This is a genomic window from Prevotella disiens, from assembly GCF_900454955.1.
Classification (GTDB): Bacteria; Bacteroidota; Bacteroidia; order Bacteroidales; family Bacteroidaceae; genus Prevotella; species Prevotella disiens.
Map to the genome: position 1 here is coordinate 1,935,797 of NZ_UGTL01000001.1, position 19,196 is coordinate 1,954,992.

24 protein-coding genes and 2 pseudogenes are annotated in these 19,196 nt (G+C 46.4%); 8 read left to right on the top strand and 18 right to left on the bottom strand.

Annotated elements, in window-relative coordinates:
* The first annotated feature begins 11 nt into the window (after positions 1-11).
* The 8 genes from DYI03_RS08540 (at position 12) to DYI03_RS08575 (ending at position 4,539) form a co-directional block, all read left to right on the top strand.
* A complete protein-coding gene (locus tag DYI03_RS08540) occupies positions 12-479 on the top strand; it encodes a DUF1896 domain-containing protein (protein WP_115367924.1) in 468 nt (155 codons plus the stop codon).
* 140 nt (positions 480-619) lie between these two features.
* Complete coding sequence (locus DYI03_RS08545) at positions 620-967, top strand: hypothetical protein (RefSeq protein ID WP_025064816.1); 348 nt, start codon at positions 620-622, stop codon at positions 965-967.
* A gap of 351 nt (positions 968-1,318) precedes the next feature.
* A complete protein-coding gene (locus DYI03_RS08550) occupies positions 1,319-1,750 on the top strand; it encodes a hypothetical protein (RefSeq protein ID WP_025064817.1) in 432 nt (143 codons plus the stop codon).
* Positions 1,751-1,755: 5 nt separating this feature from the next.
* Positions 1,756-2,175 (top strand): PcfK-like family protein, encoded by a 420-nt coding sequence (locus DYI03_RS08555; protein ID WP_025064818.1) that lies wholly within the window; start codon positions 1,756-1,758, stop codon positions 2,173-2,175.
* A gap of 4 nt (positions 2,176-2,179) precedes the next feature.
* Positions 2,180-3,454 (top strand): PcfJ domain-containing protein, encoded by a 1,275-nt coding sequence (locus DYI03_RS08560; protein ID WP_025064819.1) that lies wholly within the window; start codon positions 2,180-2,182, stop codon positions 3,452-3,454.
* A gap of 27 nt (positions 3,455-3,481) precedes the next feature.
* The gene (locus DYI03_RS08565) at positions 3,482-3,736 is read left to right on the top strand and encodes a hypothetical protein (protein WP_021668992.1); all 255 of its coding nucleotides are present in this window, start codon (positions 3,482-3,484) and stop codon (positions 3,734-3,736) included.
* A 10-nt stretch (positions 3,737-3,746) separates the two neighbouring features.
* Positions 3,747-3,959 carry a hypothetical protein gene (locus DYI03_RS08570; protein ID WP_025064820.1) on the top strand — a complete coding sequence of 71 codons (213 nt, stop codon included), beginning with the start codon at positions 3,747-3,749 and terminating at the stop codon, positions 3,957-3,959.
* A gap of 211 nt (positions 3,960-4,170) precedes the next feature.
* Positions 4,171-4,539 (top strand): hypothetical protein, encoded by a 369-nt coding sequence (locus DYI03_RS08575; protein WP_146014629.1) that lies wholly within the window; start codon positions 4,171-4,173, stop codon positions 4,537-4,539.
* A gap of 36 nt (positions 4,540-4,575) precedes the next feature.
* Here the strand turns inward: DYI03_RS08575 and DYI03_RS08580 are convergent, their stop codons facing one another.
* The 18 genes and pseudogenes from DYI03_RS08580 to DYI03_RS08665 all read right to left on the bottom strand — a co-directional run bounded on the left by DYI03_RS08580 (position 4,576) and on the right by DYI03_RS08665 (position 19,021).
* Positions 4,576-5,082 (bottom strand): glycoside hydrolase family protein, encoded by a 507-nt coding sequence (locus DYI03_RS08580; protein WP_021668988.1) that lies wholly within the window; start codon positions 5,080-5,082, stop codon positions 4,576-4,578.
* Complete coding sequence (locus DYI03_RS08585) at positions 5,069-5,554, bottom strand: DUF3872 domain-containing protein (RefSeq protein WP_025064821.1); 486 nt, start codon at positions 5,552-5,554, stop codon at positions 5,069-5,071. The genes DYI03_RS08580 and DYI03_RS08585 overlap by 14 nt, the downstream gene beginning before the upstream one ends.
* Positions 5,555-5,566: 12 nt before the next feature.
* A complete protein-coding gene (locus DYI03_RS08590; protein ID WP_036859435.1) occupies positions 5,567-6,148 on the bottom strand; it encodes a conjugal transfer protein TraO in 582 nt (193 codons plus the stop codon).
* Positions 6,149-6,153: 5 nt separating this feature from the next.
* Positions 6,154-6,744: pseudogene (gene traN, locus DYI03_RS08595) on the bottom strand (conjugative transposon protein TraN); the annotation flags it as partial.
* Positions 6,745-6,850: 106 nt separating this feature from the next.
* The gene (locus DYI03_RS08600) at positions 6,851-8,662 is read right to left on the bottom strand and encodes a reverse transcriptase/maturase family protein (RefSeq protein ID WP_008126020.1); all 1,812 of its coding nucleotides are present in this window, start codon (positions 8,660-8,662) and stop codon (positions 6,851-6,853) included.
* Positions 8,663-8,696: 34 nt separating this feature from the next.
* Positions 8,697-9,002 (bottom strand): hypothetical protein, encoded by a 306-nt coding sequence (locus DYI03_RS13685; protein ID WP_225683919.1) that lies wholly within the window; start codon positions 9,000-9,002, stop codon positions 8,697-8,699.
* A gap of 221 nt (positions 9,003-9,223) precedes the next feature.
* Positions 9,224-9,592, bottom strand: a pseudogene (locus DYI03_RS08610) (DUF4138 domain-containing protein); the annotation flags it as partial.
* Positions 9,593-9,641: 49 nt separating this feature from the next.
* Entirely contained in the window at positions 9,642-10,910 is a 1,269-nt protein-coding gene (gene traM / locus DYI03_RS08615) for a conjugative transposon protein TraM (RefSeq protein ID WP_115367925.1), read from the bottom strand.
* A complete protein-coding gene (locus DYI03_RS08620; RefSeq protein ID WP_004353772.1) occupies positions 10,903-11,205 on the bottom strand; it encodes a hypothetical protein in 303 nt (100 codons plus the stop codon). The genes traM and DYI03_RS08620 overlap by 8 nt, the downstream gene beginning before the upstream one ends.
* 4 nt (positions 11,206-11,209) lie before the next feature.
* Positions 11,210-11,833, bottom strand: coding sequence for a conjugative transposon protein TraK (gene traK, locus DYI03_RS08625; protein ID WP_021668807.1), 624 nt, complete (start codon positions 11,831-11,833; stop codon positions 11,210-11,212).
* Positions 11,834-11,881: 48 nt separating this feature from the next.
* Positions 11,882-12,919 (bottom strand): conjugative transposon protein TraJ, encoded by a 1,038-nt coding sequence (gene traJ, locus DYI03_RS08630; protein WP_004358249.1) that lies wholly within the window; start codon positions 12,917-12,919, stop codon positions 11,882-11,884.
* Between the two features lie 51 nt (positions 12,920-12,970).
* The gene (locus DYI03_RS08635) at positions 12,971-13,600 is read right to left on the bottom strand and encodes a DUF4141 domain-containing protein (RefSeq protein ID WP_021668806.1); all 630 of its coding nucleotides are present in this window, start codon (positions 13,598-13,600) and stop codon (positions 12,971-12,973) included.
* 27 nt (positions 13,601-13,627) lie between these two features.
* On the bottom strand, positions 13,628-16,141 hold the full coding sequence (locus DYI03_RS08640; RefSeq protein WP_021668805.1) for a TraG family conjugative transposon ATPase: 2,514 nt from the start codon (positions 16,139-16,141) through the stop codon (positions 13,628-13,630).
* On the bottom strand, positions 16,138-16,473 hold the full coding sequence (locus tag DYI03_RS08645; protein ID WP_021668804.1) for a DUF4133 domain-containing protein: 336 nt from the start codon (positions 16,471-16,473) through the stop codon (positions 16,138-16,140). The genes DYI03_RS08640 and DYI03_RS08645 overlap by 4 nt, the downstream gene beginning before the upstream one ends.
* A gap of 2 nt (positions 16,474-16,475) precedes the next feature.
* Positions 16,476-16,778: a DUF4134 domain-containing protein gene (locus tag DYI03_RS08650; RefSeq protein ID WP_004354999.1), complete on the bottom strand. Its 303-nt coding sequence runs from the start codon at positions 16,776-16,778 to the stop codon at positions 16,476-16,478.
* Positions 16,779-16,936: 158 nt separating this feature from the next.
* A complete protein-coding gene (locus DYI03_RS08655) occupies positions 16,937-17,710 on the bottom strand; it encodes a hypothetical protein (protein ID WP_021668803.1) in 774 nt (257 codons plus the stop codon).
* Positions 17,707-18,231, bottom strand: a complete 525-nt coding sequence (locus DYI03_RS08660) for a DUF3408 domain-containing protein (protein ID WP_021668802.1) — start codon at positions 18,229-18,231, stop codon at positions 17,707-17,709. Before DYI03_RS08660 ends, DYI03_RS08655 begins: the two co-directional genes overlap by 4 nt.
* Positions 18,218-19,021: a nucleotide-binding protein gene (locus tag DYI03_RS08665; RefSeq protein ID WP_021668801.1), complete on the bottom strand. Its 804-nt coding sequence runs from the start codon at positions 19,019-19,021 to the stop codon at positions 18,218-18,220. The genes DYI03_RS08660 and DYI03_RS08665 overlap by 14 nt, the downstream gene beginning before the upstream one ends.
* Between the last annotated feature and the right edge of the window lie 175 nt (positions 19,022-19,196).

A 19,196-nucleotide genomic window follows, 5' to 3' on the forward strand; every position in this document is an offset into this window, starting at 1 on the left:
CCAAGAAGATTATGACAACAACAAAGAAAGAGCTTTCTTACTTCCGTTTGAAATTAGAGAACTACCTCAGTGAGCATTTCCCCGAAATGCTGGGTGATAAACCATTCATAACGTCAAGAGCCGATGAAGCCCTTACCACCTACTGCAATGCTATAGCACAAGGTTTTTCTCACCCAGAGGCGGAAACCATGGCAAGTGAAGTCTTGCATCGAGGACTTCATTTTTCCAAGTATGACACACTTGTATCTGTCTTGGAGAATGAGTTTGAGAAGGAACTGCCCTCTCCGCTCCCCGAAAGACTAACACCAATGCTTCTGAAGAATAAGGCTGTGCAAAGCGTTTTCGACAAGTATGAGCTGACTGACGACTTTGGCGCAACACCAGAGTATGAGAAACTCTACACCGAACTGACAGGAACAATCGTTCTGCTCATTGAGGTCAATGGTCTGCCAACGATAGGCGGTGAGAACATGACTTGATGTAGCACCATCTGGAGCTTTTGTAGTGTCAAGAGCCAAGATAAACGCTCCACTCCACACGCCAAGAGTTTTTTCAAACACTTGTCTTTGTGTAGTCTGCGCATCTTGTAACTGCTCTTGAAACTATAAAAAGCTCCTATATGAATACAATCATCATGAATCAAGACGTTCACACACCTGCCTTCATCAAGGTAGACGCATCGAACAAAACCGATAATGACAAGCAGCAGCCGACTTCTCCCAAGCAAGTCCGCCGCTTCGGTTGGACACGCTTCATCGAACTCGCAATCCTGCTTTCCATCGTTATCGGCGCCATTTGGCTTATCTCGAAGATAGTAACGCCACAGGTCGTAACTGTCGTGTCAGTTATTGCAGGTTTTCTGATACTACGCTTTATAGTCAGGGTAATTCTGAAAGTGGCATTTACGCTGCTGAGCATTCTCTTCTGGCTGGCGATTGTCTGTGCCATCCTGCTCTGCGTGCTTTGAGAAGCACAACTCTGTAAAACCTTCGTTTTATTTCATCAGGTGGTTATCTCGCATTTTGAGATAGCCACCTTTTCTTTATTCTACTACGAGCGTTGCACTTTTGCTTCTTTTCCGATGCTCCACGATATGCGATAACAAGAAGACGGATGCTGCTCCCTTTTTATCCGCAAAGGTAGTACGGGGCTTGTGGCTTTCAAAAGGTCTATGCCGCTTGGTTTGTCTGGAAAATCTCCACACCTACGGGTAGTATTTTCCGCCAAAACCTTGTGCAAGCCTGCCCCGCTACCTCTATTTTGCTACAAAAAGGAATCAGCATACTCCGATCTTTGGACGCATAAAAAAAATGTCGCTATGGATAAGCAAAAAGTAAATACAACATCTTCGATGAACAGAAAAGGATATAGCTCCTCCTCTCATTACCGCATTAACCCTGTGGCTGAAAAGAGGGAGCAAGTAGTGGCTACGAAGTTTGTGCAGTGGGACGTTTCCCCTTTGGAGAGCCTTTGTAACAGCAAAATATATCTCCTGCGTGTGAAACTCAATCGTGGAGAGTGTATGAGCCGTGAGGAAAAGAATTGGCTATGTGAAGCGGTAAACTCAAACACCTTTTTCCGAACAGCCGTACCCCTGCAAGGCTATCGCTTTGACTTCTTTGATGTACTGAAGAAATACCTTGTCAATCAGTACGGACAATGGACAGAGTATTACGCACCCGACAGAACAAGCCTAAGAGCCTACCTATATGGGCGCATCAATCAAATAGTAGAAATTCCAAAATACTAAGCAATATGAAAGGAACAGAACATTTCACACGGACAATAGCCGAATATCTCAATCAGCGTGCTATGACAGACCCCTTGTTTGCCCCTAACTTGATGAAACCTAACAAGAATATCGAGGAGTGCATCACCTACATTCTTAATGAAGTGCAGAAAAGCGGTTGCAACGGCTTTGATGATGATGAAATCTTCTCTATGGCTGTTCACTACTATGATGAGGACAATATAGAGATTGGCAAGCCTACCAATTGCCAAGTAATGGTCAATCACATGGTAGAACTCACAGAGGAAGAAAAAGCCGAAGCAAGACAAGAAGCCATTAAGCAATATCAGCGTGAGGAACTTGCCAAAATACAGAGCCGTAACGCACGAGTTAAAAAGACCGAGAACATAGCAACCCAAGTACAACCATCACTATTCGATTTTTAAGTCTATGAAACCAAGAAACAAATTTGAAAAAGCGGTTTTGGAACAAAGCAAGCATCTTTGCCCGATAACCAAGACACAAAGTAAGTGGGCATTCCGTGAGTGCATAGACCACTTCGCCTACCGCTTGCCAAAAGGTCGCACCACTTGTATGGATTGTGGGCATAGTTGGGTAATGAACAAACATAGAGAAAGTTGCACTTGCCCTCATTGCAGGGCAAAGTTGCAGGTCAAGGAAACATTCCAAAGGAAATTGCAGCAGAAGCACTATTTCACGACACTTACCGCTTGCGGAGAATACCAAGTGTTGCGGATGTTCCTCCTCGTGGCTGAAATGGAGAAAGGCTGCAAGGCTGGACACTATGTGCTTGAAATCGGTCAGTATTGGTGGAACGCACAAGGACGGCAAGCCATTGTTGCCATTCCACGCACATTGGGCAGATATGTTGATACCTTTTCTTACTATACCCCTATGGCTATCCGTAACGACAACGAAGCCTACCGATATGCAGCCTATTCGCAGATATATCCGAAGTTCAAAGTATCAGACACGCTCCGCCGAAATGGTTTCAAGGATTATTTTCACGAAATACCCCCGACAACACTCATTCCTGCCTTGCTTTCTGACAGCCGTGCAGAAACATTGATGAAAGCAGAACGGTTTGAACATTTACGCTATTTTCTCAATACTCCTCGAAACTTCGACAATTATTGGCAGTCCTACAAGATAGCCAACCGTAATGGATATGAGATAACAGACATTTCCCTTTGGTGCGACTATGCAGACACACTCCGCAGGTTGGGCAAAGACATTCACAGCCCGAAGTTTCTTTGCCCCACCCACCTCAAATCCGAACACGACCGCAGACACAATGAACTCCTCAGATTGCGTGAAAGGGAGGAGATACAACAGAAGCAAAAGAAGGCTATGGAAGACGAAAAACGTTTCAAGGAACTCAAATCCAAATTCTTCGGTATCCATTTCACGGACGGCACAATCCAAGTCCACGTATTGGAGAGCGTGCGTGAACATTTGGAGGAGGGAGCGACCATGCACCATTGCGTATTCTCCAACGAATATTATCTTAAAGAGGACTCACTAATCCTGTCGGCTACCATTGAGGGCAAGCGGATAGAAACAATAGAGGTATCACTGAAATCATTTGAGGTGGTGCAAAGTCGTGGAGTGTGCAACAAGAATACCGAGTACCACGAACAGATAGTAAACCTTGTGAATGCCAATCGAGGTCTTATAAGCCGAAGAATGAAAGCAACAGCATAAAGTATGAACCATTAAATTATCAGAGATATGAAGACAGAGATTGAAAACATTATCTACAACTATGCGGATGAGATACCGCATATTCTCATTAGGGTTATCAACGCAATAACCCTATCCGACTGCAAAGAGGAGTTAAGGTCGGCTATCAACAAAATAGCCGAAGAAACGGAACTTGACAAGTTCTTTGCATACGGCTATGGTGCACATCACTTTTGGCTTAAACATCGCAAATTATCCAATGGAGAGCCAAAGGAACACAGATTATTAAAGGTTGAATTTTAAGATTGCGAAGATGAAACAGAGATTTTTGGTATATACGCAATATGTTTTCGATGGCGTATTCGATGTTGTTGCAGAGAGCAAGGAGGAAGCACGGCAGAAAGTCCTGCAACATTGTGGGTTGGTCATGGGTGGAAGTATTTACAGCACCCTACCCGATGATGAGATAAATTGGGCTTTCGACAAACACCCTAACAGACGAATAGACAGAATAACAAATGTGTAAAAAAACAGCTTTTATAAAACCAAGAGCCACGCAAACCGAAAATTTGCGTGGCTTCTTTTCTTTGTCTTTGAACAGGCAGGCGACCAAAGCAAAGAAGCAAAAGAAAGTCGCTATGTAAAACTTTCCCAATGATAAACCATAAAACGAGTTTACTTTTGGCATAGTCTTTGCATTTAGGAAAGAAATGGTTTTACATAATTTTTTGACAGTTATGACAGACGTATTTCTTATTGAGGGTGTAAAAGGCTCTGGTAAAAGTAAAAGAATTCATAGTTTAAAAGAGGACTACATAAAAGCAGGATACAAACTAACCGACTCCGAGAACGAAGAAGATTGGAATACTGCCATATTCGTTCTCGAAAAAGAGGGACAGAAAATTGTATTAAATTCAGGGGCTGATACGAAGTCTATTATTGCAAGCTTTGGAATATTTCTTTCGAATCATAAAGATGCTATTGAAGTATATACGGCAATTAGACCACAACAGAATAATCCAAGACTACATAAATGGATGAAAGATGCTTTGAGTATTCTGCACATAAAGAGTGAAAAAGTTTATCATCTTCCAGAGGAGTTATAACGAAAAGACTATGGCACTCCACCCTCATGAACTTGTTTACTTATTAAAGAACAAGGCAAACTCCACTTGCCTTCGTTTCACCAATCCTTTTAAGACCTTGCCCCTATATCGGCAGAACGAGACATACTCGTGATAGATGTTCCTGTCTCCAGCCTCTATCTTTTTCAGCAATCGACTCTTGGGGTGCTTGCCATAACCGAGCAGTCGCCCCACGCCCACATTGTAGGCAAGCAAAGTCAGTAGCAGCGCATCCTTGCCATATCCTTTGAAGTGTTCAAAACATTTCCAAAGATCGGCACGAAGCAGCGAGTCCGCTTGCCGTTCCGTCATATTGGAAGAGAAGTGCTCTCCAGGTTGCAGCTGATGCCCATAGCCTACATACGGATAGCAACCTTTTCCGTGTAGCCCCTCGAAGTATTTCACGACCACCACGGCGCGCTCAAAAGGAGGCAAGTCTGCCAACCGTACCCTGCGCTGGGCAAGTAGCGGCTGGCAGAGCAAGCACATTATACAGAAAAAAGCAAAACGTTTAGCTGTTCGCATCGTTCAAGGCTCTGGTTACTACTGTGGTGGTCTTTCTCTTTTCCTCCGCCTTTTCGTTGTTGAAACTGAAAGTCAGCTGCTGCACCTTCCCGAAACTATCCTCCACATACACATCAATCGTCTGGCGGTCGGTGGAGAGCGAAGTATAGTACAGGCGGAACACGTCCTTGGTGAGCGGATAGCGATCGTTGGGCTTAAATACCGTTCTATCGTCCATTTTCAATGTTCCCTTGCCGTCGGGCTGGAAGTATCGGATGGTGTAGCGTGTGTCGGCAAACTCACCCCCTCGCTTGAGCGTGCAGCGTATCTCTGCCGTCTGTCCCTTGACAATGTCCTTCTGAACGGGCATCGTCTCCACTGTAAACGGATAAGACTGCTGAACATCCAGCTCCCTATCACAAGCAGATAAACAAAACACGGCAAGGGAAAGTACGCCCATTACCCATATCGAACTTAATATCTTCTTTTTCATGTTTCTTTTCTATTAAATATTAAACCTAAGTCCTGCTGATAGCGCAGGACGGAAACGATGCACGTCAGAGCCGAAGAGCAACCGCCCTTGTGCCTTGACAAGAAACAGAAGCCTGTCCGTGAGGAACACCTCCACCGAGCCATGAACGGCTCCGCCATAGACGAAGCGTGAGCGGTCGAGCAGCGTAGCCCCATCGGGCAGTAGCTTCTGATCCTCGTTGATTTCCTCATAACCACCTAATACGGATATGCCACCATAGAGAAGCACGTTCTTGCCATTGTCGGAGAGTATCGGGTGCATATAGCCCACCTGTAAGAGTGCATCCTTGAGTTTTACGTTATAACTCCTGTACGGCATATTCTGCTGTTCATACTCTGCCATAACAAAGGTGTAGTTCTCCTTTTTGAGATAACGGGGAAGCGATATGCCTACACCGAAATTATCACCTGTAAAAAGTTTCTCTCCCTTGATAAGCGGAACACTCCCTACGACCTCTATTCCCCTTTGCTTGGGGATAAGTCGCTGTGCCTGCAACGGCAGACTGAAAGCCATTGCCACCGCCACGCAAGCCGATAAAATGAAATTCTTCTTCATAAAGCCTACCATTTGAGTTTGAGGTTGTCAATCTTCTTTGCCAGCTGCAAATCTTCCTGCCCGACATAAAAGGTCAGTGTGCGTCCGCCGTTTCGCTCGTAGATCGTTACCTCCAGTTGTTTTTCCTCCGAGAGGGCAAACTGCTCCAATACGAACACGGAATGCTCGCTATCCTTGCCCTTTACTTGCATTACCTGATGATAGGCACGCAAGGGCTGCAACACCTGTTCTTGTATGGCGGTACGCTTTGCAACCTTCTTATCCACCACCTTGAACGTGATGAAGTCCACCGAGTACGGCATATTCGTGCCGTTTTCCATACGAGTGTGGAAATACAGCAAGCCGTTATGAGCGTACAAGCCACGAAGCAGGAACTTCATGCCGAACTGCTGTGCACCGATATGCTTAATGCAGCGTCTGTCATTCTGATAGATAGTCTGCATCATCAGTTTTACTAATACGGGCGACTCGTTGCCAAGTTCCTTAAAGTAAATGTCAGAGCGATTGCTTGGCAGTCGTCCGTCCGTTGGTGACAGGAAGTCCTTCATCTCTATGCTGAGCTTCTTTGGCTCATCAGCATATTTGACATGTAGGCTCGGCGATGGGCGCCTTACCACCTTTCGGTGGTAGGTTTCCCATAGCCTGCCCCCGAACCGTACGTGCAAGTCTCCCTGCATACGGCTCTCCGCTGGTAATATCAGTTTATTTGTCATGGGCATGAATTTTTGCATTACAATGTTTGCATACTGCCAACGTCTTACGCCATTTCTTAATCATCAGTCGGTGCCACTCCGTATCGGTATTTATACCTTTGAGTTTACGGACTTGATACATTACGGTCTTGACATTGGTTGCTCCACACAATTCACATTTGTGCTCCATGAGTCTCTCCGCAAGAGTGGGGAAAGGAAGTACAAACGTGTTAGGTAGATTATCGCAGGTTGCGTCTTTGTCCGGCTCTTGCCTTGCAAAGCCGTCATTATAGAATATTCGGAACTTGGTTTCTCCTTTCTTTGCTTGATAAGGTATCGCCAAGTCATGGTCTCTTCTGTACTTTCGTATAACCTTGGCAGTTGATGAATTTAGTTTCTTTGCCAAAGTTTTGCAGAAACTATATCGCATTATGTAACCGAATTTACTTCCTGCAAAAGAGATGTTGTCCGCAATCCTATAATATTGGTACAAACCTCTGATTTCAGTTGTATAGCGTGCACAAATTGTGGCTGGGTCTTCTTTGGTCAGGTAATTGCGTGGCATGGCATACCAGATTTCCTTTCCATTGATTACCCTAAGCTCCATTGCTTTCAGTTCCAATAATTTCTTTTGGACGGAGGCGATAGGCAGAGTCAGTATTATGCGTCCGCTGAACGGTCTCTTCAGCCATCCCAGCTTGTTTCGCTTCATGGCTTCGGATTTTCTGACAGAGATTTCATACCCAAGAAACTTTGCTGAATCCTGCGCATTTGTGATAAGGGTCTTTTCTTCGGAGAGTTCAAGCTTTAGTTTGTCTCTCATGAATATTGTAAAGTTCTCTTTCATTTTCGCACAGTCTGCTTTACTACCAATTACACCGATTAGAAAGTCATCGGCATATCTGATATATTTAAGTCTCTTGTAATTACTATCCATTGCCATAGATGCCGGCACTCTCCGTGTCTTAGCTTCCACCTCTTTCAGTTGTGTCAGCAATTCACGTTTCGTATCCTCATCAGTGGCGTTTCGGATAGTCTTGCGTAATCTTACAGCCTTTCGGCTGTAACTTGCGTGGAGTGGGTTTTCCCGCTTTTTCTTGCCCTTGTCGAATGATTCCGCATATTCACGCATGTATTTATCGAACTTATCAAGGTAGATATTTGCCAAGATAGGGCTTATTATCCCTCCTTGGGGAGTTCCCGAATACGTCTTGTGAAATGTAAAATCTTCGATATATCCAGCCTTTAGGAATTTCCATATCAGTCGAAGAAATCTTTCATCTGATATGCGCTCACGAAGAGTTTCAATCAGAATATGGTGGTCGATGTTGTCGAAGAATCCTTTGATGTCACCTTCGATGAACCAGTTCGCACCAGTGAAAAGAGTTTGGATGGAACGCAAAGCCGTATGACAGCTTCTTCTTGGTCTGAATCCATGCGAGGATTTCTCAAAATGTCCCTCATAGACAGCTTCAAGAATAAGTCTGACGACCTCTTGCACCATCTTGTCTTCGATTGATGGGATGCCCAATGGTCTTTTCTTCCCATTCTTTTTAGGGATATAGACTCTTCGGGCAGGCGTTGGCATGTAACTTTCATCCTTTAGCGCAGCTATCAGATGTCCTATTCTATCAACGCTCATTCCGTCAATGGTCTTGCCGTCTGAGCCGGGTGTCATGTTGCCCGGTTTCGCATAAATGCGCTGGTAGGCTACATAAAACATCTGTTCATTGAATAGGATGCGGTACAACCTTTCGTACTTGTAATGCACATCTTTGCTATGTGCAGATAAACTGTTTAATATGGTCTCTGGATTTCTCATACGTCTCACACGTTATCGTTTGACAATATTAAAATTACCGAGCTGTTCCCCTTCGCCATGTACGTGGCTTTCCCACGCTCAGACTACTACGGGAACTCCGTTGCCATGCGGAGTTTTCAGAGCCTGTGCTCATAGCCTTTCGGCATCTCCGTGTAGGCAATCCCCATTTAGTGGACTTGATAACTTGGCTTGACAGACTGTCGGATGCAACGTACATCCTTTTCTGTTCTCTGACGGATATGTCGCAGTAAATTCCTTGCCCATCACTCCGTTCAATAAGCGTGGGTACTGCGAGGCAACGTATATAACTGCTTTCCGTTGCCACCTCTACATTAGTCATAGGACTATTGTTCAACCAATCAGGTTTCATCCTCGTGTCTGTCTTTTCCCATAGCAATTCAGTCGCAGTTTAGCAATTAACTGACTTATCGCGTTACCGACATGCTTCACTCCCCGTTTGGTTTCCCATTCGGATAAGTCGGTCTGGGATAGGTTTATAAATTGGAATACTAACCTAATCACTTGCCAAAGTGATTATTATCAAGCCCCTATTATGGGCGCACTGAAAGCGTAAAACGAGCCGTCCTCACAAATCACGCTCATGTTGGTTTCCGTTTCAAAGTCCTTCACCGAAGCCTTTACACGTAACACGTTCTCAGCATCCTCCGCCTTCCCTGCGATGATGTTCTGCGAACCTAAGTCTACATAGCGAATGGCAGAAGGGAAGATAAGATGCACAGTTTTGTCAAAGGTAACCTCCAGACCATACGGCAGTACGACACGCCCCGTAGGAATGGCACGGCTCATACCTTGAAAGAGCTCTCCCGAAGTAAGCGGACGGTTTGGTGTAAGACCATCATTGTTTCCCTGTGCTGTGGCTGTTGCTCCCACCATGGCAAGCATAGCCATTGATAAAATAAGTTTCTTCATTGTTGCTGTTGATTTGATGTTATTTTTTTACTTGTAATTTTTGATTGTTTTATTTGGACTGAACCAAGAAAAGGCGATAGCCCCCTTTGAGCGTTACCTTGATAGTGCGCAGTTTCTTCTGAAGCAGCTGACTTGCACCTTGCATCACCCCACGGGCAGTCTCGGAGATAATTTGGTCTTTGGCAGAGGAAGCGAAGGTAAAGGATGTTCCCATTGAACCGCCGATGTTCGCCCCAACTTCCTTAAGCGCATTGATGTCCTCCGAGCCTGGTATATACACCCCCTCCTGTCCGTCCGTGTCGTAAGCCGAGAGCTTGACGGCTATGATATGCCCGTCCACCTCAATACTCTTAATGAGCAGGTGCATACGGTTGCCTTCAATCTTGGCAATGGCTATGAGTCGGCTTTGTCGTGGAATACGCAGTCCCTGCACCTTAGCGGTTTCCAGCAGACGAAGCACCACATTGTCGCCCTCCTTGAGCGTGGTCGTTCTGTCCACCACCACTTTGAGCGTGTTGCGCATCGTGGGTGCAGCCGTACTTGTTAGCGAATGGAAGCCCATGTTGCCTGCTCTTATTCCATATTCCTTGATAAAATCCGCATCGCTCATCGGCTGACCGAGTGAAGTCACCACCTGTTTGCGCTCCGCCAAGACCTCCATTGACGGTGTACCAACTTGCGCAGCCTGCCCTTTTGTCACACCCATATCGGTGGTAGAAGTGGTGTTTCCCTTGCTTTCCGTAAAGGCATTACTCAATGACGGTGGCACAGATGATGTCTTGGGTAGATACTTCGCTGCCATCTGATAGCTCTTTTCCATCAGAGCAAGCTGTCGTTTCTCTTCATTGTCCTCCCTGCTGTCTTTGGCAGAGAGTTCTTTTTTAAGGTTATCTATCTCCGAGCGCAAGGCTTCACGTTCCTCTTCGTGTGGGTCGGGAGCGTAAAAGGAGTTTAAGAGCCGATTATTCTCCTCATAACGATGCATGGAGTTTTCTATCTTTGCCGTAGATGCTGCTGTCTCTGCACGCTGCTCCTCTGATGGAGCAGTGTTCTGTGCGAAATAGTCCGACAGTCTGCCCATCTCCTCACGGGTCTGTTCCTCCTCGTGTGCCTTGTCGCCTAATTCATAGGCTTTGAGTTTGTTTTCGGTGAGCTTTTCTGTCGTTGCCTGCGGTATGCTGTCATTGAGTCCCTGCTCCGCAGCAGTCTTATCCTTGCCCGAAGGTGCGAAGATAAACCACATCGAGAGGGCAAACAGCAGTCCCAGTCCTCCGAAGACCAAGCCTTTCTTCATTTGTTCTTTCTGTTTATTATCCATTTTCTTTGATTGTTTGATGATGTTGTAGATAAAAATTGCCGTGTAACTCTTGTAAAGTGCTGTCCGTCCGTATCGGACTGTCCGTCAGCTTTCCCGTGGGGATGGGTAGTTTTTCCTTCTTTGGAGGAAGGAAAAACTGCGCTATCATCCAAAGCGAGCAGAGCAGATAGATGAAACTCAGCCCATAGACGATTTCCTTTCTCTGCCTTATCGTGAGCCTTTCACACCGATGGCGAAGCCATAGGTGAAAGCGCAGATAGTGACGTGAGAGTAAAAAGTTTCTTTTCCTTGCCATAGCCTTATCGTTTATAAGTCTGTATATCCCTGTTTTCCTTCACAAGGAAGTTCTCCATAAGAAAACCTTGCGGGTTATTGTCCGAACGGACTGAGTTCTGCAACGTGCAGGTCGTAACAAGACTACGCTCTGTAACATTACTCTGACGGACGATAAACTCCCTTGCATAGGTCGTTACCGCATAAGGGTAAGTATTAAAGTTGCAGTGGATAGAGTCCACCTCTATGCGCTGATTGATATTACCCGATATGGCACGGTTATAATACCCCTTCTCTGCCAAGTCCTTGTAATAGTTGAAAGCCGACTTGTCGCATAGCAGGAAGGCACGCTCCATGTTCCTCTCGATGGCATCCTTGTCGGGTGCAATGGTAAAGAAGAGTTCGTGGAAACGGCGGACATGTTCCCTTGCCTCCACGGGACGATTACGACTTGCATCCTGACTGAGAGCCAGCATGAGCGACTTTCCCTGGTCAAGCACATAGATTTTCTCCCGCTGCTCCTTGGCGAAGCTGTACGAGGCATAGACAGCATAACCGCTTACTACCACACATACGATGGCAAAGACAAAGGCATAGAGCCGTATCTGTCTGAATGAGGTCTCTATATTATTAAGTGATTTGAATTCCATTTTTTTTCTTTTATACCTGTTGATTAATTAAGCATAGTTGCTCCATTTCTATTTTCCTTTGAGCAGTGCACCCTTGATACGTCCACCGACATTTCCCACAGCGGCACCTGCGCCTGCCATGGCAGCCTTGCCACCGGTATATGCGCCTTGCGCGCCACGCTGTGCAGTCTGGTTGACATTGCGTCCGTAGGAGCCGATACCGCCACCAGCTTCAATAATCCACCCTGCCACGGTAGGTACACAGAAGTAGCCTACAATGCCGATAAGGAAGAAGACGATGTAGTACCACGTCCCCGAATCTGGCAGGTAGTTGGGGTCACTGAGTGCATCGATGTCTTTCTGCATCATCAGCACCTGTATCTTGGTAAGCAGTGCCGTAAGAATAGAGCTGACAGGCAGCCACAGGTAGACCGATATATAGCGTGAGAACCATGCCGTAAGTGAGCCTGCAAGACCATCCCATACGGCTATGCCGAACACGATAGGTCCGAGTATCGAAAGGACAATCAGAATAAAGGTGCGAAGCGTGTCAATGATAAGCCCCGAAGCGTGGAACAGCAATTCCAAAAAGTCGTGTACCAATTTCATGACCCATTGCTTGGTCTGATAGGCGGCACGCTCGGCATACATCCCCGCAATTGTCACGGCATCTTCAGGTCCGATAATGCCCATTTCCTCTATCTTCTGGTCGAACTTTTCGTTGGAAACCAAATAAGCCGTCTCGGGATTCCTGAGGTAGGCTTCCTCCTGCAGCTTGTCTCGCTTGGCAGTAAGCTCGGCAAGGTTCCCCTCCTGCTGGTGTACCATCATCTCCGTTCCCTGCACTACGGGCGAGAGGACGGCATTCATCGTACCCAGTACGACTGTCGGGAAGAACATGATGCAGAAGCCCAAGACAAAGGGACGGAGCAAAGGGAAAACGTCTATCGCCTCGGCACGGGCTATGGAAGCCCATACCCGAAGGGCAATATAAAAGAGTGCACCCAAGCCTGCAATGCCCTTGGCAATGCCCGTCATCTGGGCACAGAGCGGCATCATCTCATCGTAGGTCGAGCGAAGCAGCTCGTGTAAACTGGCAAAATCCATAAGCAAAAGTGTTTTATGAAAGTTTTTTCAAGTTTTTTTTAGTCTGTGTATTTACCAGTACCTGCTTGCCGTGTTGCCGTAGAGCGCCTTAACAGAGGCAAGGTCGTTCTTTTCACGAGCACGGACATAACTCACGGAGATATTCTTCCTTGTATAGTACGACACCAAGGAGCGGTACTCGCGTAGTGTGGTATAGATACGGTCTATCTGCTGCATACGCTCGTGGTCGTTCATGGAGAAGACATTACTCTTGACAATGGACTTGAGTTCCTTCAGGCTCTCACCACTTTGCTCGAGAAGCTTGGTGTAGCCCGAAGCCATCGCAGCGAGTTCTGTCGGGCGGAAGTTCTTGTCAGAGAGCATCTTCTTGTAGGAAGTGACATAGACCTCAGAGATGTCGCCTACCATGAGAATACACTCCTTGACCTTATAGGCATCGCCTATAAGGTTATTCACCTTCTTTAGGGCATCGTAATACTTCTTGGTGTCGTTGTAGAGTTTTTCCACCTCCTTGAATCCGTCCAAGGTATTTTTTACTGTCTTCGAGGCGGTGGCTATCTCCTTGACCGTATTGGCAATGTTGCCGGCAAAGTTACCCGGGTCATAGACCGTCCACTGTGCGTGTGCTTTGGAAACTGAAAGGCTCAATCCTAAGAGAGCCATAAATAAAAACTTTTTCATTGTTACTGCTATTTTGATTGTTCGTACTTATTTCTTCTTATTATTTCTTTTCTCATTGGCAAGCTGTCGGATAGCGGTCTCTATATCGCCACCGAGTTGTTCCGCACGCTGCATGACCTCTACCTTTTCTGTTTCCTCCGTGGTGTAGGTCAGGTATTCCTCCATGCTCACCTCCGTAGCATAGACAGCACTCTGCATACCGCCCAAGCCTATCCATACCTCTTTGTAGAGTCGGTTCGGGTCATTGTTCTGGTTGATGGAGAGTATCTGGCTCTTTTCCTTTTCAGATAAGCCGAGCATCGCCTGTATACCATCGAACTTGGTCATATACTTGCGCTGGTCAAGCAGTATCTTGCAGTCAGAGTTGTTGATGATGCTCTCCTTGACAATGGGCGACTGGATGATATCGTCCACCTCCTGCGTTACGACAATGGCTTCCCCGAAATACTTTCTCACCGTCTTGTAGAGATACTTGATGTAGTCTGCCATGTTTGCCGAAGCAATCGCCTTCCACGCTTCCTCAATAAGTATCATCTTGCGGATACCCTTTAATCGGCGCATCTTGTTGATGAAGGCTTCCATGATGATAATCGTTACCACTGGGAAAAGGTCTTTGTTGTCCTTCACTTGGTCAATTTCAAAGACGATGAAGCGTTTAGAGAGCAGGTCGATGTTCTTGTCCGAGTTCAAAAGGAAGTCGTAACGACCGCCACGATAATATTGCTTGAGTGTTGTAAGGAGGTTGTTGATATTGAAGTCCGAGAGCGTTACCTTGATGTCACGCTTTTCCATATCCTTGCGGTACACATCTCGCAGATACTCATAGAAAGTATTAAAACAGGGCGTAACGCTATGGTCAGCACATATCAGCTCGATATAGGAGTTTACGGCTGAACCAAGTTCACCTGCCTCGGTCTTAGTAATATGCTCATCTGCACTCTTCCAAAGTGTAAGCAGCAGCGTACAGATACTTTCCCGCTTCTCCACGTCGAAGAAGTAATCATCCGTATAAAAAGGGTTGAAGGATATAGGACTTTCATTGGTATAGGTGAAATACACGCCGTCCTCACCCTTGGTCTTGCGATGGATAAGTTCACACAAGCCTTGATATGAGTTACCCGTATCAACTAAGAGGACATGCGCCCCCTGTTCGTAATACTGACGTACCATGTGGTTGGTAAAGAAAGACTTACCACTACCCGAAGGACCCAAGATGAACTTGTTACGGTTGGTGATGACTCCCTTTTTCATCGGCAAATCCGATATATCCAAGTGGACGGGCTTTCCTGAAAGGCGGTCTGCCATCTTGATACCGAAGGGAGAGAACGAATCCTTATAGTTTGTCTCTGCCGTAAAGAAACAGAGGGCAGGCTCGATAAAAGTATAGAATGACTCTTCTGCGGGAAAGTCTGCCGCATTGCCGGGAATGCCTGCCCAGTAGAGCGTTGCCGCATCAATGGTATTGTGACGTGGGTGGCATTCCATAAGAGCAAGTGCCGAACCTACGTCATTCTTGATCTGGCGAAGTCCTTCCTTATCGCTGCTCCATGCCAGCACGTTGAAGTGGGCACGGATGGAGGTCAGTCCCTGTGAATGAGCAATATTGAGATACTCCTGTATCCATTCCTCGTTGATCTGGTTGCTACGGCTGTAGCGTGCCAGCGAGTGCATGTTTCTTGCCTGCTTCTCGAAGCGTTCCAAGTTGGCATCGCTGTCCTCGATGAAGATATACTGGTTATAGATATGGTTACAGGGTAACATCAGCCCTACGGGAGCGGCGAAGGACAACCTGCAATCCGATCGGTCAGTGGATAGCCGTTCGTATCGGCTGTCCGTGCTGACCGTTGTCGGTAGGTCATCCGTGTCGGAGAGTGTGTGTAGACAAAGCATATTGTCGCCGACACGCACAAGGTCTGCGCCCAGACGGATGTCCTCCAAGGAGGCATGTCCCTCTTCTGAAAGAGAGAAATACCTGTCAAGGAGGCCACCCTTTTCATTTGTGCCAACTAACTCATCTTCAGTCATGCGGACAATCCTTAGCTGTTCGGTATCGTTGATGATACGCTCGAACTGGTCCACTGCTTCCATAAACTTCATCACTTCATCTTTGTTGGTGATTTCCTTGGGCAGCAGGTGTCCACGGCAGAGTGAAGAGAAATTACTCTGCTGTGCCATACGCTGCTTGTTGGTCTTGGTAAGGAAGAGATAGACAGAGTGGTGGAGATACGGACGCTCGTTGAAGTGCCGTTCTGATGCACGGGCAAGGAAACTCAGTCCGCCATCGGAGAGCTTTCCTTGATAGTCCTCCTTAATAAACCAGTCCTGCTTGTGTACGATGCTGTAATTGGGTAGCACCTTGATTGCCTTATGCCAGGCAGAGTGCATCGCCTCGTATTCGGCGGAGGTGACGGTAAAGAGTTCGGGCAATTCCAAACGGAAGGCGACCGTGATGTCGGCGTCCTTGCTCACCATGCAGCCCTGCTCGACGGAAAGCAGTGGAAACTTCGACTCCAAGGTAGTTATCTTACTGTTGTTTCTCATTGCTTCGTTCTTTTGGGTTGAAGGTTACGGATAAGGTGATAGACCGTCCGGCGGTTCAAAAGGTAGCGTGGGTGCATTCTCACGGCTCCCTTTTTCATGAGTCCGTATTGCCCATACTTGCGGTTCATGGCGAACGTTTGCCACACCACGAGGGTGGCACCCACTACGCCTATGCCCAGACAGGCTATCTGGCTCACTCCACAGAGATAAAGAATGACCACGAGGATGAAGACAGCCAGCAAGCCTCCTGCAAAGAGGAATAGGTATTGCGCCTTCAAGCCCTTGAACTCCACCGTCCGACCTACACCTTTGTTGATTTCCCACTCAGCCATTGTTACAAGAAGAAAGAACGTAGGATGGTGGCAGCCACGATGAGGAAGATACACGCACCGAACCAAGAGGCAGCGGTCTTGCTCGTATCGGGGTCACCCGAACTGAACTTATTATAGACCTTGATTCCTCCTATCAAGCCCACCACGGCACCGATGGCATAAATCAATTTGGTACCGGGGTCAAAATAACTGGTCACCATCTTCGTGGCTTCGTTGATGCCCGCCATTCCATTGCCCTGCGCATAAGCTCCTACGGTGGCGGCAGCCATCAGGAGCAGCATTGTGATTTTCTTTTTGTTGTTCATTGCTGTTTTTATTTTAAGTTGTTAAACAAATTATTTTCTTTTTAGGGTGAAAGTGGCAAGGGGTAGCTCGGTTTTATCGTATGACAGATATTGGCAGATTGTTTTACTTTTGAGCCACCCCCGCATCACTTTACAATTTTACAATATGAACATTGGTTTTACAGATAGTATGACAGTGGACGCTCGCCCATATCGTCAGTTTCCGTCATCATATTGTCAGAAGTGTTCTTTCTGGAGGCATCGAAAGTGGATAATTCATCTGTCTGCTCTTCTCCTTCCTCTGCGCTTCGGATTTTATCCAGCAATATGGACTGCTCACCTTGCATTTTGGCGACATACTCCTTGTATTTCTCCATAAAGTCAGTGCCTTTAAGTTGACCGACAATTTCCTCGACTTCGGCATCATCTACCTCATCACTGTTCTTACGCCACTTTCTCATGCGACCTAAGTCACGTGCGAGGATAGATTGACTGGATACCTCACCATCTTCAGATGCGGACTCAATGGGCAGACTCAGCTCCTCGCGAGCAACCTCGTTTTCGTCCTCTCTTTCCATATCGTAGTTAACCTCCATCTCGTTATCCTCTTCCTTTAAGTCATCTTTATTTTCGGAGTTTTGCGGTGCAAAATTATTACTATTCTGCTTTGAATTTTCAGATGAAGAAGCAGAGGGAACTTGTGGGATAATAGGGGAAATGGAACGGCTTTTGCCAATCAGTACAAACTCGGCTTGATCTTCTTTTCCTTCTCCTTTTTGTCCGTCTTTTTCCTTCGTCGCTTCATTCTCCTTAGTCTGCTCATTGCCCTTTTTATTTTTCTTGATAAGGACGCCATACGGAGATACATACCGCATATAGAAGTACAGGATACCCAGCATTATCCAAATGATGATGAGTATCAGTATAAAACTGAAAAGTATTGTTTCCATCATAGTGTTATTGTTGTCTTGCGTCTTTGCTTTGCTGCCGCACTGTTGAGCAATTCCAAATGTTCACGCAGGTGTTCCCGAAGGATGTTGTCAATATATGCGGCTATGGAGACACGCTCCCCCAAGTCCTGCAATACGTTGCGCAGATTCTGCAGCGTTTCCAGATTTATAGAGAAGGCTGTCCGCATTTGGGAGCGGACGGGATGAAAGTACAGGGAGCGGTAGTCCTCTATGGAAAGGGAGGACACGCCGGGCTTTTCCATTCTCGGATTACTTTCTCTTCTTGTTTCCTTATCCCTTCTCTCCCCAGTTTCCTCCTCGGTTTTTTCTGCAAATTTCTCTTTTAGCGTCTTTGCCTCTTTCGGGGTTCTTTCCTCCTCTCGTGATGTTTCAGACAAAGGCGCAGCTTCATCGGGCGGGTCGAAGGAGTTGGGAGTCGTTGTTGGTTCCACAACGACGTTGTCCTCTGCCATTCTCTTCAGCTTGTTTTCCAGTTGTTGCTTTCTCTCCTCAATCGTTGCCATTTTCTGATTTCGTTTTTAGTTTGAGACGTTGTATCAAATCTGATATGAGCTCATCCACTCCTGTGCCTATTCTCAACCCCTTTGCGGGAGGCTGATAGGTGGAGCGAAACACTCCTCGTAGCCCGTATGTGGAAAGTTCGTGGGAGAAGCGGTGCATGGCATATACATAGCCGGGAAGGAGCGTGATTTGCTGCTCGTTGATGAACTTAGTATATTCGTCGATGATGACGTTCCTTACCCTTCTGTCCACCTTGTTCCAAAACAGTATGATGTCCTTTATCCGGGAATCGGACATAGAAACTCCAATGTCCGTGATAGTCTTGGCGTATGCCAGACATGAGACCAAGGACTGGATGTCGGCTTCAAGCGGAGAAAGGATATAGTCCATCTGAAGGGACAGCTCCATCAGCTCAGAGGTTCCTGCATGACCAGGGAAGTCGAACACGACCACCTGAAACTCCTCGTCATGGAGTCTCTCAATATGGTTACTGGCTGTTTTGACCGCATCACGGGGGGCGGACTTGTAAATTCGGTATGCTTGTTTACCGAATGTCTGAAAAAACGCTTCCATCGACCTTGACAGTTCCTCGCTTTTCTGAATGACACTCTTCTCTCGCTCCCTGAGCTTGTAAAAGGAATCCTGTGACAAGTCGCAGTCCACCACGAAAAGATTGACATCCTTCTCATAGAAAAGGATGCTACTTATGATTTCGGCAAGAGTACTTTTTCCCACTCCTCCCTTTTGGGAAGAGAACCCCAGGAAGAGGGGGTGTTGTTGTTTGTTCTCCATAATGATAATTTCTTAGTTTATATTATTTGTCTATTTGATGTTTGGATGTTCTTTTATTCTTAAGAGTTATCAGCAGACAGTTTGTTTTGACTACATTTGGTTCATACGATAGTCCTAAAGAACGATTTCGAGTTCTTACAATCTGTTGTACTGACAATAGTTTGTCATGACAATA